At 55.6% G+C, this 14,292-nt stretch carries 15 protein-coding genes; 8 read left to right on the top strand and 7 right to left on the bottom strand.

The window, feature by feature from the left end:
• The first annotated feature begins 15 nt into the window (after nucleotides 1–15).
• On the top strand, nucleotides 16–2,553 hold the full coding sequence (topA, locus tag MFLA_RS01170; protein ID WP_011478595.1) for a type I DNA topoisomerase: 2,538 nt from the start codon (nucleotides 16–18) through the stop codon (nucleotides 2,551–2,553).
• A 104-nt stretch (nucleotides 2,554–2,657) separates the two neighbouring features.
• Here the strand turns inward: topA and pbpG are convergent, their stop codons facing one another.
• Complete coding sequence (gene pbpG, locus MFLA_RS01165) at nucleotides 2,658–3,668, bottom strand: D-alanyl-D-alanine endopeptidase (RefSeq protein ID WP_011478594.1); 1,011 nt, start codon at nucleotides 3,666–3,668, stop codon at nucleotides 2,658–2,660.
• A gap of 178 nt (nucleotides 3,669–3,846) precedes the next feature.
• Here pbpG and gcvH point away from each other — a divergent pair, with 178 nt between their 5' ends.
• Nucleotides 3,847–4,218 carry a glycine cleavage system protein GcvH gene (gene gcvH, locus MFLA_RS01160; RefSeq protein ID WP_011478593.1) on the top strand — a complete coding sequence of 124 codons (372 nt, stop codon included), beginning with the start codon at nucleotides 3,847–3,849 and terminating at the stop codon, nucleotides 4,216–4,218.
• On the opposite strand, the gene MFLA_RS01155 is transcribed toward gcvH, so the two are convergent.
• From MFLA_RS01155 to MFLA_RS01145, 3 genes are read right to left on the bottom strand one after another with little or no spacing between them, the layout of a single operon-like run.
• On the bottom strand, nucleotides 4,215–4,751 hold the full coding sequence (locus MFLA_RS01155; protein WP_048811483.1) for a hypothetical protein: 537 nt from the start codon (nucleotides 4,749–4,751) through the stop codon (nucleotides 4,215–4,217). The two genes, gcvH and MFLA_RS01155, sit on opposite strands and share 4 nt — an antisense overlap.
• A complete protein-coding gene (locus MFLA_RS01150) occupies nucleotides 4,729–5,193 on the bottom strand; it encodes a DNA polymerase III subunit chi (RefSeq protein ID WP_011478591.1) in 465 nt (154 codons plus the stop codon). Before MFLA_RS01150 ends, MFLA_RS01155 begins: the two co-directional genes overlap by 23 nt.
• A 6-nt stretch (nucleotides 5,194–5,199) precedes the next feature.
• On the bottom strand, nucleotides 5,200–6,690 hold the full coding sequence (locus MFLA_RS01145; protein ID WP_011478590.1) for a leucyl aminopeptidase: 1,491 nt from the start codon (nucleotides 6,688–6,690) through the stop codon (nucleotides 5,200–5,202).
• Between the two features lie 95 nt (nucleotides 6,691–6,785).
• Here MFLA_RS01145 and lptF point away from each other — a divergent pair, with 95 nt between their 5' ends.
• The gene (lptF, locus tag MFLA_RS01140) at nucleotides 6,786–7,871 is read left to right on the top strand and encodes an LPS export ABC transporter permease LptF (RefSeq protein ID WP_011478589.1); all 1,086 of its coding nucleotides are present in this window, start codon (nucleotides 6,786–6,788) and stop codon (nucleotides 7,869–7,871) included.
• Between the two features lie 6 nt (nucleotides 7,872–7,877).
• Nucleotides 7,878–8,948, top strand: a complete 1,071-nt coding sequence (gene lptG / locus MFLA_RS01135) for an LPS export ABC transporter permease LptG (RefSeq protein WP_011478588.1) — start codon at nucleotides 7,878–7,880, stop codon at nucleotides 8,946–8,948.
• A 45-nt stretch (nucleotides 8,949–8,993) separates the two neighbouring features.
• Here lptG and MFLA_RS01130 read toward each other — a convergent pair whose 3' ends face one another.
• Genes MFLA_RS01130 through MFLA_RS01120 form a run of 3 tightly spaced genes read right to left on the bottom strand, consistent with a single transcriptional unit; the run spans nucleotide 8,994 to nucleotide 10,365 of the window.
• On the bottom strand, nucleotides 8,994–9,428 hold the full coding sequence (locus MFLA_RS01130; RefSeq protein WP_011478587.1) for a DUF3106 domain-containing protein: 435 nt from the start codon (nucleotides 9,426–9,428) through the stop codon (nucleotides 8,994–8,996).
• On the bottom strand, nucleotides 9,410–9,778 hold the full coding sequence (locus tag MFLA_RS14245) for a DUF3619 family protein (RefSeq protein ID WP_011478586.1): 369 nt from the start codon (nucleotides 9,776–9,778) through the stop codon (nucleotides 9,410–9,412). Before MFLA_RS14245 ends, MFLA_RS01130 begins: the two co-directional genes overlap by 19 nt.
• Nucleotides 9,775–10,365, bottom strand: a complete 591-nt coding sequence (locus tag MFLA_RS01120; RefSeq protein WP_011478585.1) for an RNA polymerase sigma factor — start codon at nucleotides 10,363–10,365, stop codon at nucleotides 9,775–9,777. The genes MFLA_RS14245 and MFLA_RS01120 overlap by 4 nt, the downstream gene beginning before the upstream one ends.
• A gap of 147 nt (nucleotides 10,366–10,512) precedes the next feature.
• Here MFLA_RS01120 and MFLA_RS01115 point away from each other — a divergent pair, with 147 nt between their 5' ends.
• The 4 genes from MFLA_RS01115 to ampD are packed head-to-tail and all read left to right on the top strand — an operon-like array spanning nucleotide 10,513 to nucleotide 14,278.
• Nucleotides 10,513–10,731: a PP0621 family protein gene (locus tag MFLA_RS01115; protein WP_048811797.1), complete on the top strand. Its 219-nt coding sequence runs from the start codon at nucleotides 10,513–10,515 to the stop codon at nucleotides 10,729–10,731.
• A complete protein-coding gene (locus MFLA_RS01110; protein WP_011478583.1) occupies nucleotides 10,728–12,323 on the top strand; it encodes a sensor histidine kinase in 1,596 nt (531 codons plus the stop codon). Before MFLA_RS01115 ends, MFLA_RS01110 begins: the two co-directional genes overlap by 4 nt.
• Nucleotides 12,320–13,687, top strand: a complete 1,368-nt coding sequence (locus tag MFLA_RS01105; protein ID WP_011478582.1) for a sigma-54-dependent transcriptional regulator — start codon at nucleotides 12,320–12,322, stop codon at nucleotides 13,685–13,687. Before MFLA_RS01110 ends, MFLA_RS01105 begins: the two co-directional genes overlap by 4 nt.
• A 6-nt stretch (nucleotides 13,688–13,693) precedes the next feature.
• Nucleotides 13,694–14,278: a 1,6-anhydro-N-acetylmuramyl-L-alanine amidase AmpD gene (ampD, locus tag MFLA_RS01100; RefSeq protein ID WP_011478581.1), complete on the top strand. Its 585-nt coding sequence runs from the start codon at nucleotides 13,694–13,696 to the stop codon at nucleotides 14,276–14,278.
• Nucleotides 14,279–14,292: the final 14 nt, after the last annotated feature.

The following is a 14,292-nucleotide window of genomic DNA, read 5'->3' as shown; positions in this document are numbered from 1 at the left end:
ACAAGTCATGTGTCCATGTCAAAACTGCTGATCGTCGAATCGCCATCCAAGGCCAAGACCCTGAAAAAATACCTGGGCAAGGATTTTGAGGTTTTGGCCTCATATGGGCACGTCCGTGACCTGGTTCCCAAGACCGGGGCCGTCGATCCGGATCATGACTTTGCCATGAAATATGAAGTGATCGACCGCAACGCACGCCATGTGGATGCCATTGCCAAGGCGGTCAAGACTGCCGATGCCATCTACCTCGCCACCGACCCGGACCGCGAAGGGGAAGCCATTTCCTGGCACATTGCCGAGATCCTCAAAAGCAAGAAACTGCTCAAAGACAAGCTGATCAAGCGCGTCGTGTTCCACGAAATCACCAAAAATGCCGTACAGAACGCGATCGAAGAACCACGTGACATTTCCATGCCGCTGGTCAATGCCCAGCAGGCACGTCGGGCACTGGATTACCTGGTTGGCTTCAACCTGTCGCCTTTGTTGTGGAAGAAGATTCGCCGTGGCTTGTCCGCCGGCCGCGTGCAAAGCCCGGCATTGCGCCTGATCGTCGAGCGCGAGCTTGAGATCGAGGCATTCAAGAGCCAGGAATACTGGACCATCCATCTGGAATCCGCCAAGCACCAGCATGTGTTCGATGCCAAGCTGGTGCAACTTGAAGGCAAGAAGGTAGAGCAGTTCACCATTACCAACCAAGCACAGCAACAGGAAGTCGTCGGCAAGCTGCTTGCCGTGAGTGCAGGCAAGACCACCGTCTCCCGCGTCGAGAAAAAACAGCGCAGCCGCAGCCCGGCCGCCCCATTCACGACATCCACCCTGCAGCAGGAAGCCGTGCGCAAGCTCGGCTTCACCACCAGCCGCACCATGCGGGTCGCCCAGCAATTGTACGAAGGTATCGACATCGGTAGTGGCACGATGGGCTTGATCACCTATATGCGTACCGACAGCTTCAGCCTAGCGACCGAGGCAGTCATGCAGATCCGCGACTATATCAAGCAGAATTTTGCCGCCGAATATCTGCCCAAGTCCCCGATCATGTACAAGACCAAGGCCAAGAACGCACAGGAGGCGCATGAAGCGATACGTCCGACCGACATCTCACGCACTCCGGCCAGCATGCGTGCGTTCCTCACTGACGAGCAGTTCAGGTTGTATGAGATGATCTGGAAGCGTGCACTGGCTTGCCAGATGACCCAGGCCAAATTCGATGCCGTCAGCATTGATCTCGCCGTTGGATCCGATGCCAACCTGTTCCGTGCCACAGGCCAGACACTGATATTTCCGGGTTTTATTGCGGTTTACATGGAGGGGGTGGACGACGAGGAAGAGGAAGGCGAAAGCAAGCTGCCGCACCTCGAAACCGGCGAAGTGCTCGCCGTGCAGAAAATATACGGGGATCAGCATTTCACAGAACCACCCCCGCGCTATTCCGAGGCCAGCCTGGTCAAGGCACTTGAGGAATATGGCATTGGACGCCCCTCGACTTATGCCAGCATCATTTCCACGCTGCAAGATCGCGAATATGTAGTGCTGGACAAGAAACGCTTCATCCCTACTGATGTTGGCCGCGTGGTAAACAAATTCCTTACCGAGCATTTTACCCGCTATGTGGACTACGGTTTTACCGCCAACCTGGAAAATGAGCTGGATGACATCGCGGAGGGTGAGCGCGAATGGATTCCCGTTCTCAATGAATTCTGGCAAGGCTTCAACAACCAAATTCATGAAAAAAGCAACGTGGAGCGCCCCGGCGTTGAAATGCTCGATGAGGCATGCCCCAAATGCGGCAAACCGTTGCAGTCCCGCTTGGGCCGCTTCGGAAAATTCATCGGCTGCTCGGGCTATCCCGAGTGCGACTATATCCGTAACCCGAACGCGAATGCCAACAACAATGAGCCTACGGTCATTGGGCAGGAACCCGAGAGCGGCAAGGACATCCTGCTGCTGAATGGTCCTTATGGTCCCTACCTGCAGATCGGCCTGCCCGAGGCAGACAGCAAGAAGAAACCCAAGCGCGTCAGCATCCCCAAGGAAATCCCTGTTTCCAGCCTGGATATGGAAACGGCGCTCAAGCTCATTGCATTGCCGCGTGACTTGGGCCAGCATCCCGAAACGGGCAAGAAAGTGGTCGCCAATATCGGACGCTTTGGGCCTTACGTCAACCACGATGGCAAGTTCAAGTCTATTCCCAAGAGCGAGAGTGTTTTCGATATTGACCTGGCACGTGCTATCGAACTGCTGGCGCAGGCCAATGCCGGCGCAGCGCCCATCAAGGAGCTGGGCAACCACCCGGACGGCACGGGTAATATTGCCATCTATGCTGGACGCTTCGGCCCTTATGTGCAACACGGCAAGTTGCGCGCCACCTTGCCCAAGGGCCAGGAACCGGAAACCCTGACCATGGAGCAGGCCCTGGAGCTGCTATCAGCCAAGGCGGCAAAAGATGCTCCGGCCAAGAAGGCCAAGACTACTACTGCGAAAAAGACAAGCAGCACCAAGAAGGCGGCTACAACGACTCGCAGGAAAAAAGCATCGGCGGGCGAGAGCGAATAGCCTCCTCAATACGCTATCCATCTCACAGCCCATCACGCACCAATAGGGCCTGAATAAATAAAAAGCGGCCAAGGCCGCTTTTTATTTATTCAGGAATCGCCACATCAGCTTGCATCGCGATGGTTATTGCTACTTTCTATCCACTTGCGGATTTTCTGTGCGTCGCCTACCCGGGCATTCTTGCTGAATGAATCCAGCAGCACAATGATCAGGGGCTGGCCACCAACCTCCGCCTGCATCACCAGACAGCGGCCAGCCTCATTGATGTAGCCGGTCTTGGACAAGCCGATCACCCAGTCGCTGTTGCGTACCAGTACATTGCTATTCACATAATGCAATGGCGCGCGCGCGCCATTGACTGGCACGGCATAGGCGGTAGTGGTCGATACATGGCGGATCTCGGGATATTGGTATGCAGCGCGCACCATCTTGACCAGATCCTCAGCAGTGGAAACATTTGCGCTATTCAACCCGGTCGGGTCGGCAAAACGCGAATGCAGCATGCCCAATTGCAGGGCCTTGGCATTCATCGCAGCGACAAATGCATTGAGCCCCCCCGGATAATGACGGCCCAGCGCTGAAGCTGCTCGGTTTTCTGAGGCCATCAAGGCAAGCTGCAGCATTTCTGCCCTTGTCAGGGTCGCCCCGATCGGCATCCGCGAGCCGGTTCCCTTGAGGGTGTCAATGTCTTCCCGCGTGATTCTCAGCTTTTCATTCATATCCTGCTGGGCATCCAGCACCACCATTGCCGTCATCAGCTTGGTCAGAGAAGCAATCGGCGCAGCGATATCTGTTCCCTTGGCAAACAAAACCTCGCCGGACTCCTGATTCACGATCATGGCCTTGCTGGAAGCCAGCTTTAAGCCCGCATCCTCATCCTTGAACACGCTAGGGCTGGCTGTGGCAACAGCACTGTTGGAACGTATGGTACTGATGATCCTGCCGCTGGCTTCATTTTTCTTTGCTACCGCCGCTTTCTTATTGGCAACGGTTTTGTTACTCGCCTTGGTTTTGCTGGCTGCAGATTTCTGCGGCTTTTTCTCCGCTGCACAGGCCAAGACCGGCGGCATACACAATGCCAGCATGGTCAGCCATAATGTGATGATACGCTTCATGTCACACCCGCCCCGTCAATGATCGAAAAAATAATATCCAAAAAGATTTGATTTGTCATTAACATAGCAACGGAAGTTTATATATTTTCTTAATAGAAGAAAGATAAAAAAATCTGCCTCTGTATCGGTTTCACTGGTTTATGAGAAAATATGCCGACATCATTCCCCTGAGCTTTTCATGAATATTCCTGAAAACCTGCAATACACTGCCGAACATCTGTGGGTACGTCCAGACGAGAACGGCCATTGGCTCGCCGGCATTACCGACCATGCCCAGGATTTGCTGGGCGATATCGTATATGTCGAGGCCCCTAAGCCGGGAACCCGCCTATCCGCAGGCCAGCCTTGCGGACTGGTAGAATCTGTCAAGACCGGTTCCGACCTGCATGCCCCTCTCGATGGTACCGTAACCGCCATCAATGAAGCCCTGCAAATTACACCGGAAGAGATCAACGACAGGCCTTACGATGCCTGGATTTTTTCCTTCGAGCCTGAGCATGCACCTACGGGACTGCTAAGTGCAGCTGAATACAGAGCACTGCTGGGCTAATCCTTTTTCAACACCTGGAGCACGCGCTCCCTGAAACTATCAGCCAATACACGCTCGACCTCGGCACTGAGCCTGGGAGTCAATGCTTGCATTTCCTTTGCCAAGGCCTCCTGAATGGCCTGGGCAATCACCGGCTGCATATCGGCAATCACTGCCTCAGCCAGTTCTCGACGCGCCAGCAGCAATGGCGGATGCTCCGTTTCCTGCTCGCTCGAAACATCTCTAGGATGCTCCACGTCCTCATCCGCTGGCAAGAACTTGATGCCTGGCACCTGAGATGCCGTCTTTCCTTCAGAGGGAGAAGGTAACACCTCGGGCGTATCCCCCAGGCTTGCAGGCACATCATCGGCATGATAAGACGCCAGCAGCTGCTCAACCGCGATAGCACTGAGTGCACCGCCTCCCTCATAAAACTCCGTCAATATGGGAATGTCATCCTCGGTTGCCTGCCCGGATGTCGGCGTTGCTACATTGCTCAGCGCGTTAATGCGGCGCAGCACCAGCGCCAGTTCATCTTGAGGTTGATCGCTCATCGGACCCTCCTTTCATCAAGGCAGCGCCACTCGCATCGAATGTCCTGAGCTCATAGCCGCGGTCACGATAGAACCGATACCGCTCACGCGCCGCCGCACGATCCTCTTCCTCCAACCCGACAATCTCGATCAGTCGCCTGAACCGGCTGAAGAATGGTGGATATTGGCTATCAAGATTGATCAGGATATCGTCATGAGGCAACGGTTCATGACGCCAATCTATAATAACGGGCGTTTCTGCCGCACGGGGATGCGTGGCATGACAGTGCGGCAGGAAGCCGGTCGGCGGACTGCTCCATAGAAATGAGCCCAGCTGCTCTGCAGCCTGCTGGGTAGAGGCCAGCACCATCAGCCTGCGCCCCCGTTGCACGGCACGGCTGCTGAGACTGGCGACATGGGCGGCCTTGTTGGGCACATTGAAAAAGAAATCAACCCGGGTCATGCGGTCCTACTTCCCGGCGCGCTGCTTGAGAAACTCGGTAAGCAGCGGTACTGGGCGTCCCGTGGCCCCTTTTTCCTTGCCGGACTTCCAGGCAGTACCCGCAATGTCCAGATGGGCCCAGTCGTATTTCTTGGCAAAACGCGAGAGAAAGCATGCGGCGGTGATACTGCCGCCGGCCCTGCCGCCGATATTCGCCATATCGGCAAAATTACTGTCGAGCTGGGACTGATAATCATCCCAGAGCGGCAAGCGCCATGCCCTGTCATATGCCTCGTTACCTGCATCCAGCAATTCTTCGGCTAGGCTGTCCTTGTTGCTGAACAAGCCGCTGGCGTGATGTCCAAGCGCAATCACGCATGCCCCTGTCAGGGTGGCCACATCCACCACGGCCTGCGGCTCGAAACGTTCTGCATAGGTCAAGGCATCACAGAGGATCAGCCGGCCTTCCGCATCGGTATTCAACACCTCGATGGTCTGGCCAGACATGCTGGTCAGCACATCGCCAGGCCGTGTCGCATTACCGTCAGGCATGTTCTCACACGTCGGAATGATGCCTACCACATTCAGTGGCAAGTCCAGCTCGGCAATAGCCTTGAATGTCCCCAGCACGCTAGCCGCACCACACATGTCATACTTCATTTCGTCCATGTCGGCGCCGGGCTTGAGCGAGATGCCGCCCGTATCGAAGGTAATACCTTTCCCCACCAGCACCACCGGCTTCTGGCTCTTCTTGCCTTTCCTGTGCTGCAGCACGATCAGCTTGGGCGGCTGCACACTGCCCTTGGTCACCCCCAGGAACGACCCCATGCCCAGCTTTTCGATATCCTCCTTCTCCAGCACTTCCACCTGCAAACCATGACTATCGCTCAGCGCCTCTGCCTGTTCTGCCAGGTAAGAGGGAGTGCAATAGTTTGGTGCCAGGTTACCCAGATCCTTGGCGAAACTCACGCCCGCAGCAAGTGCTTTGCCCTGCCTGAGGCCCTTCTCACCTTCAGCGACGTCACTGCGCCGGGTGACATGCACTTGTAGCTTGGCGATGCCTTTCTTGCCATTCGCTGGCTTGCTCTTGAAGCGGTCAAAACGGTAAGTACTGTCTTCGGCAATTTCCACCACCTGGGCCACGCGCCAAGCGGTATCCCGCTTTTTCACCGGAACTTCGGCCAGGCATATCGCCACATCGGCATCATCCAGGGTATGTAGCGCTTTGATGGCAGCACGCAAGGCCTTGCGGTAGCTATGCTCATCAAGCTCACGCTCCTTGCCCAGGCCGACAAGCAGGACGCGCCCTGCCGCAACGCCTGGAACGGAATGCAGCAGTAGCGTGGATCCAGGCTTCCCATCTATGTCGCCAGTACGCAGGATGTCACCGAGATAGCCTTGAGATGCACGATCGAGCACTGCGGCCGCATCGGAGAATTTACGTGCTTCAAACACGCCGACCACAACGCAATCTTTACGCTGTTTTTCCGGAGTACCACTTTTTATGCTAAATTCCATTCCTTGATCCTTAAGGTTAAAGCCCTCTGAATTATCCCGCGTTTTCGCGGTAAATCAACCTCAATTGCGGAATCTGAACTGCCTGCCTGTCTAAGATGCTCTTCAAACGTTCACTGCTGCAAGAGCTAGTCACCACTGCCATCGGCGGCTTTCTGGTGCTGTTCGGCATTGTCATCGCCCAGCGCGTCGCCTATTACATTGGCGTTGCCGCCAAGGGCAGCCTTGCTAGCGATGCCATCAATACATTGCTGGGCTTCAGCATGCTGAAGTTCCTGCCGATGATGCTTTCGCTCACGCTGTTCCTCGCCGTGCTGTTGACGCTGTCGCGCTGGCACCGCGACAGCGAAATGGTCGTCTGGTTCAGCGCCGGCCAAGGACTCTCCAGTTGGATCCGGCCAGTCCTGACATTCGGCCTGCCTGTCATCGTCGTCATTGCCTTGCTCAGCCTGTTCGTCACGCCCTGGGCGACCGGCAAGGGAGCAGAGTTCCGCGACCAGCTGAAAAGCCGCGATGAGCTTGCCTCTATCAGTCCCGGCGTCTTCAAGGAGTCGCGTCATGCTGACCGTGTGTTCTTTGTGGAAAGCTTCGACGAGCTGGGCAACATCGTCAAGAACATCTTCGTACAATCCATGCAGCACCAGAAGCTCGGCATCATTGTGGCTGCCCGCGGCCATCGTGAAACGGCAGAGAACGGGGACGACTTCCTGGTCATGCAGAATGGCCGCCGCTATGAAGGCACGCCCAATACTGCCGAGTATTCGATCACGGAATTCGAGCGTTACGCGATCCGTATCGAGCCTGCCGAAGTGCAGCAGCAGCCCCCCAATACACAGTCGAAAAACAGTCTGGAGCTTTTCAATGAGCATAGTCCCGACAGCATTGCGGAACTACAGTGGCGCCTTGCCATTCCGATTTCGGCATTCGTACTGATCCTGCTGGCCATCCCACTGAGCTTTGTCGACCCCCGTTCCGGACGTTCGGCCAACCTGATGATGGCGCTGTTGATCTACATCGTTTACAACAACCTGCTCAGCATCATGCAGGCGTGGCTCTCACAAGGCAAAGTGCCGGCAATGGTTGGCCTGTGGCCCGTTCATGCATTTTTCCTGTTGCTGACATTCTGGATGTTTTACCGTCGTTTGTTCCAGTTACCTTTCCTGCCGCGCTTGTGGCGCAAATAGGCCGAGATGAAATTACTCAACCGCTATCTCGCACAGGAAATCGTCTCCAGCATCATGCTGATCATGCTGGCCCTGCTCGCGATGTTTTCCTTTTTCGATCTTATTCAAGAGCTGGAAAGCCTGGGCAAGGGCAATTACGGTATCAGCAAGGTACTGCTGTATGTACTGCTTAGTGCGCCAGGGCATGTCTACGAAGTGGTACCCGTGGCCGTGCTGGTCGGTACCATGTACGCGCTCGGCCAGTTCTCGCGCTATTCAGAACTCATCATCTTGCGTGTGAGCGGCATTTCCATCCGCAAGATCGCATTTTCCCTGTTGCGCGTGGGATTGGTGTTTGCCGTGATTACCTTTCTCGTCGGAGAGCTGATTGCTCCAATGAGCGAAAAGGCTGCGCAACGCATCCGCATCCAGGCGACGGACTCCGTGGTGGCACAGGATTTCCGCTCGGGCCTGTGGGTCAAGGATGGCAATAGCTTTGTGAACGTGCAGAATGTGATGCCGGATGCCTCCCTGATGGACATCCATATTTACGAATTCGACAACGAATTCCGGTTGCGCACCATCAGCAATGCGAAAGAAGGCAGCTTTGATGGCAATAGCTGGAATCTGCACCAAGTGACGCAGACCCATTTTGAAGAGCAGAAAATCCGCACCAATGTGTTCCAGGAAGCCACCTGGCAGTCCCTGATCCGCCCAGAGCTGTTGAATGTGCTGCTGGTCGTGCCGGAAAAAATGTCGGCCTGGAACCTGTATTTCTACATCAACCACCTAGCGAGCAATAAGCAGAAAACCTCACGCCACCAGATTGCGCTCTGGTCCAAGATGATCTACCCGCTTGCATGCCTGGTCATGGTCATCCTAGCGCTGCCGTTCGGGTTCCTGCAGCAGCGTTCAAGTTCGGCTAGCACCAAGATTTTTTCCGGCATCATGCTGGGTATTGTCTATCAGGTATTGAACCGGGTATTCGTGCATCTTGGCCTGCTCAATGACTGGTCTCCCTTGTTCAGCGCCGTCATGCCGACATTGCTGTTCATGGCAGCCGGCATCTTCATGTTGTACTGGGTGGAACGCAGGTAGTTCTGTATTGCGGGCGCAGTACGCACGCACTTAGCGCCTATCGAGTCAGTCCAGATCTTCCAGACCGGTATCAATATCGGGGTTTTCGCGGCGCAGTGCCTCGCGCTTGGCTTCTGGCAGGCGCTGATACTCTTCCCACTTCTTGCGCAATGCCGCTTTCTGTTCGGGGGTCATGTTTTTATACGCCTGGTATTTCTTGCGCGCATTCTCCCGTTCGTAGGGCGTCATCCGGCTCCAGTGCGTCAGGCGCCTTTGCACACGTTGTTGTTGCTCGGGCGTCATCTTGGAGTAGTCGCGTGCAATATCCAGCATTTTCTCACGCTGCCACGGCCTGAGAATGTCCCATTCCTGCGCCAGAGGTGCCAGCACCTTGCGCTGGCTTTCCGTCAGTTGCGCCCAACTAGGCTCTTGTAGTTCCGTTTCGGCGGCCGCCGCCAGTGTGAACAAGAACAGGCCTGTTGCTATTGCTGCTTTAACCATGAGTAGAAACCTGGATCAAGATATGCCTCGGGGGGGAGTTCAGAAGCCAGCAGAAAGGCATCACCATGCTCACCATGACCGTGCCCGGTCAACTGCTGGGTGACAATGAATGTAAAGAATATGGCCGCAATGAGGGCTGCCCAGGAGAAGATACGATGATACTGCGCGAAATAACTGCCGAACAAGGCCATGAGGCCGCCACCCTGAGACTGCTGGTTTTGAGCCGTGGCACGCAAAAGTGCCCGGCGCCTCGCCTCCGCGAGACGGGTGGAAATCTCTGGTGCAAGATGCTGCGTCGTTTCGTCCAATCGACGGACGATGTCTTTTGCAAACCGCTGTTCTTGATTCATTGCTCGTCCCCAGCCCTATCGAGCATTTCCTTAGCAAATCCGTATTGTCCTAGGGCTGCAGCCAATGCGTGGACCGCCCGTGAACAATGTGTCTTAACACTACCTTCCGAACATCCCATGACGGCAGCCGTTTCAGCCACATCCATATCTTCCCAGTAACGCAGGATAAATGCTTCTCGTTGACGCTTTGGTAGATTTTTTATCGCGGCTTCGATAATTGCAATGGTTTCCTGTTGCTCATACTGCATCTCAGGATTCTCGTAAGCATGATCGGAAGCCATCGTTTCCAGCGGATCGTGCTCTTCCTCATCCTGCGGGCTGACGCCAAGTGAAGAAAGCAATGTCGTCCAGATGTTGCGCACTTTCTGCCGGCGCCAGTAGTCCTTCATGGTGTTCTGCAGAATGCGCTGGAACAGCATGGGGTATTCTTCCACAGGTCGAGCAGCATACTTTTCCGCCAGCTTGAGCATGGCATCCTGCACGATATCCATCGCTGCATGATCATCGCGCACGGCATACGCCGTCTGCTTGAAAGCACGACGCTCTATTTGCGCTAGAAAATTGGAAAGTTCTTGTGTGCTCGCCATTGAATTGCTTGGATGCGCATTACTGCATTTAGTGCCGCAGCACGCAGTTGGGATAAGCCGTTCTCGCCGAGTATAACAGGTTTGATTTTGTTACCCGGGCTGCTTTTAGCTACAATCCCCCTATCCTTCACCCACCTATTGGGCATCATGCTGAAACTGCTGCTACTCGCCATCATATTCTGGCTGATCTACGCCATCCTCAAGCACTACCGCAACAGCGTGCAAAAGCGGCCACCTTCCCGCAGCAGTCCAGAAGACATGGTGCAATGCGCCCATTGCCATGTGCACCTGCCGCGCAGCGAAAGCGTCAAGAGTGGTGCACTGCACTACTGTTCGGATGCGCACCGCCAGCAACATCAGGAATGACCAAATCCAAAGCCGGCGGTCACCCTGCCACGGATTTCTGGCAGCCGCTCACCCTGTTCGGGATTTATCGCGTCCTGCTTGGCATCATTTTCATTGCTTCCTACTTCCTGCTGCAGGAAACCCGCATCTGGCTTAATTACAATCCAGCCTCATACCTCAGCTTCTCTCTGGCATACCTGAGCTTTGGCTGCCTGGCACTTTGTCTAAACGTGCTGCGCAAGCCCAGATTCAGCATACAGCTATCCCTGCTGACGCTGATGGACATCGGCTTCATCATTCTGCTCATGTATGCCAGCGGCGGGATCAAGAGTGGGCTGGGACTGCTTCTCATCATCACCATTGCCGCCGCCAGCCTGATCAGCCAAGGACGGCTGGCGCTGTTTTATGCCGCGGTCGCCAGCATAGGGTTGCTACTCGAGCAGTCCTACCAGATGCTGATCTGGAACGAGGATTTCGGCGATTATTCACATGCGGTCATGCTGAGCATCAGTTGCTTCGCCACCGCCTGGCTCGCCCATAGCTTCAGCAAGCGCGCCAGCTTGAATGCGCAGTTGGCGTCGCAACGCGGGATAGACCTGGAGAACCTGGCCCAGGTCAATCAGCTGGTCACGCAGGAAATGGACGATGGTGTCATTGTCGTTGACCAAGCCCTCACATTACGCCACCGCAACCGGCAAGCCGACTTCCTGCTGGGGATACAAAGCGAAGTACGCGCTAACCAGCCACTGGCAGAATATGTTCCCGAACTCGCCACCTTGTTACAGCGTTGGCAACAGCAGGGACACGGCAAGCAGCAAGGCCTGATCAAACTCAGCCTGAGCAAGCGCGACCTGCGCCTCAAGCTCATGCCCGTTGGTGAAAGCTATGCCCAAGGTACAGTCATCTTCATCCAGGACTGGAGCCAGTTGCAGACACAGGCGCAGCAGCTCAAGCTCGCTGCACTTGGCCGCCTCACTGCCAATATTGCTCACGAGATCCGCAACCCCTTGAGCGCCATCAGCCACGCGACTCAATTATTGCAGGAGGACGAATCCCACGACCCAGCCAGCCAGCGCATGCTGCAAATCATCAGCGACAATGTGCAGCGTATGGAACAGATGATCAAGGATGTGCTGGAACTCAACCGCCGGGACCGGACCAGGCAGCAGGAAATCCGCCTGACCGATTTCCTGCGCGAATTCCACGACCAGTTCTACCAGGTGGAAAAAATTCCTCCGCAGGGGTTCGTGCTGGACACGGATGTCCTGGAGCCCACGATCATGTTCGACCACCGCCACCTGCATCAGGTACTGTGGAATCTCTGCCGCAACGGCTGGCGCCATAGCCGACAACGCAATGGCAGCCTGACACTGTCGCTACGCAGCGAAGCCAGGAAATGGCTGATAGAAGTGCATGACGATGGCAATGGCATTCCCGATAGCGCCCTGGCGCACCTGTTCGAGCCTTTCTTTACCACGGAAAGCACAGGCACCGGCCTTGGGCTTTATATCGCGCGCGAACTATGCGAAGCTAATGGCGCTACTATTGAGCATGCCGCCGTCGAGCAAGGCTGCTCGTTTGTCATTCACATTGAGAAAATTGAGCCTGCATGAGTGCCTTCCCCGCCTGTCTGGTCGTCGATGACGAAACCGATATCCGCGAACTCCTGGTGCTGACCCTGGAGCGCATGGACATCCGTGCGGATAGCGCGAGCAGCCTATCTGAGGCTATGCACCTGCTGAAAAAAGGGCAATATGGCTTATGTCTCACTGACATGCGATTACCGGATGGCAGCGGGTTGGACCTGGTCAATCGCATTGCCCAGGACTATCCCGGCCTGCCGGTTGCCGTCATTACCGCCTACGGCAGTGCGGAGAATGCCGTATCCGCGCTCAAAGCTGGCGCCTTCGACTACCTCACCAAGCCCATTTCGCTCAAGCAATTGCGCCCCCTGGTGCAATCCGCGCTCAAGCTGTCCGCCGCAGACAAGGCAAATGCATCCGAAGACACGGGCGCCCTGAAGCTTATCGGCAACAGCCCCGCCATCCAGCATGTGCGGAGCATGATAGAAAAACTGTCGCGCAGCCAGGCGCCAGTCTATATCAGTGGCGAATCCGGCAGTGGCAAGGAGTTGGCGGCCCGACTGATCCATCAGCACAGCTCGCGCCGCGACGGTCCCTTCATTGCCGTCAACTGCGGCGCCATTCCGGAAAATCTCATGGAGAGCGAATTTTTTGGCCACAAGAAAGGGGCATTTACCGGTGCAATTCAGGATAAGGAGGGCATGTTCCATGCCGCCAAGGGCGGCACCCTTTTCCTGGATGAGGTCGCCGACCTGCCGCTTGCCATGCAGGTCAAGCTGTTGCGCGCCATTCAGGAAAAAAAGGTGCGCATGGTTGGGGGCACCCAGGAAGAAAGCGTGGATGTGCGCATCATCAGCGCCACCCATAAAAACCTGTCCGTTCTCATGGAGCGTGGCGAGTTCCGCCAGGATCTTTATTACCGCCTCAATGTAATAGAACTCAAGCTGCCTGCCCTGCGCGACATGCCGGAAGACATTCCCATGCTGGTGGATGCCTTGCTAGCCAAGCAGTGCCGGGAGCAGAATCGCCCCATCCCCACATTATCCCCTGAAGCAAGCCACATGCTGGCAAGGCATAGCTTCCCAGGCAATGTGCGTGAACTGGAAAACGTCTTGGAACGGGCCCTGGCATTATGCGACGGCAACACCATCACCGTCGATGACCTTCTGCTGGACCAGGATGCCAGCGCTCACGCGCCCTCTGCCCGATCAGCCCCGGAAGACGAAGGCCTGCCATTGCCTGACTACCTAGAACATATCGAAAAAACTGCCATTCTCAATGCCCTGGAAAAAACCCAGCATAACAAGACAGCCGCCGCCAAGCTATTGGGCGTCAGTTTCCGCACCTTTCGCTACCGCCTCAGCAAGCTGGGCCTGAGCAAGGATACGGATTGATCTACGATGGGCACAACCTTGTCCATTGACCCGCAAGGCCTGGTGCCAGAAGCCGAGTTCATCGCCTCACCGAATTTTGATGATCGGCCTGCCGGCACCGACATCTGCCTGATCGTCATCCACAACATCAGCTTGCCGCCCGGAGAGTATGGTGGCCCTGGCATTACCGAACTGTTTACCAACCAGCTTGATCCAGCCGGGCATCCCTATTATGCAGGTATACACCAGCTCAAGGTTTCTGCACACTTTGTCATCAGGCGGGATGGCTGCCTGCAACAGTTTGTACCCTGTGCTGCCAGGGCATGGCATGCAGGGGCATCCAGCTGGCAAGGCCGAGAGCGCTGCAATGACTTTTCCATCGGTATCGAGCTGGAAGGAAGCGATGACGAGGCTTACACCCAGGTTCAATACCAGGTATTGGAAGCGCTGATCAAGCTTTTGGCTTTGCAATACCCAATCTGCGATATCGTCGGACATTCCGATATTGCACCTGGCCGCAAGACAGACCCCGGTCCTTTTTTTGACTGGGAAAAACTGGGTGACCTGCGGACAGTCATGGAAAAAAATGGCCAATCCAGTATAGACTCTTGAGTTTCAATGGCATT

The sequence above is a fragment of the Methylobacillus flagellatus KT genome, assembly GCF_000013705.1.
In the GTDB taxonomy this organism is placed as follows: domain Bacteria; phylum Pseudomonadota; class Gammaproteobacteria; order Burkholderiales; family Methylophilaceae; genus Methylobacillus; species Methylobacillus flagellatus.
This window is presented reverse-complemented; position numbering and strand designations above follow the sequence as displayed.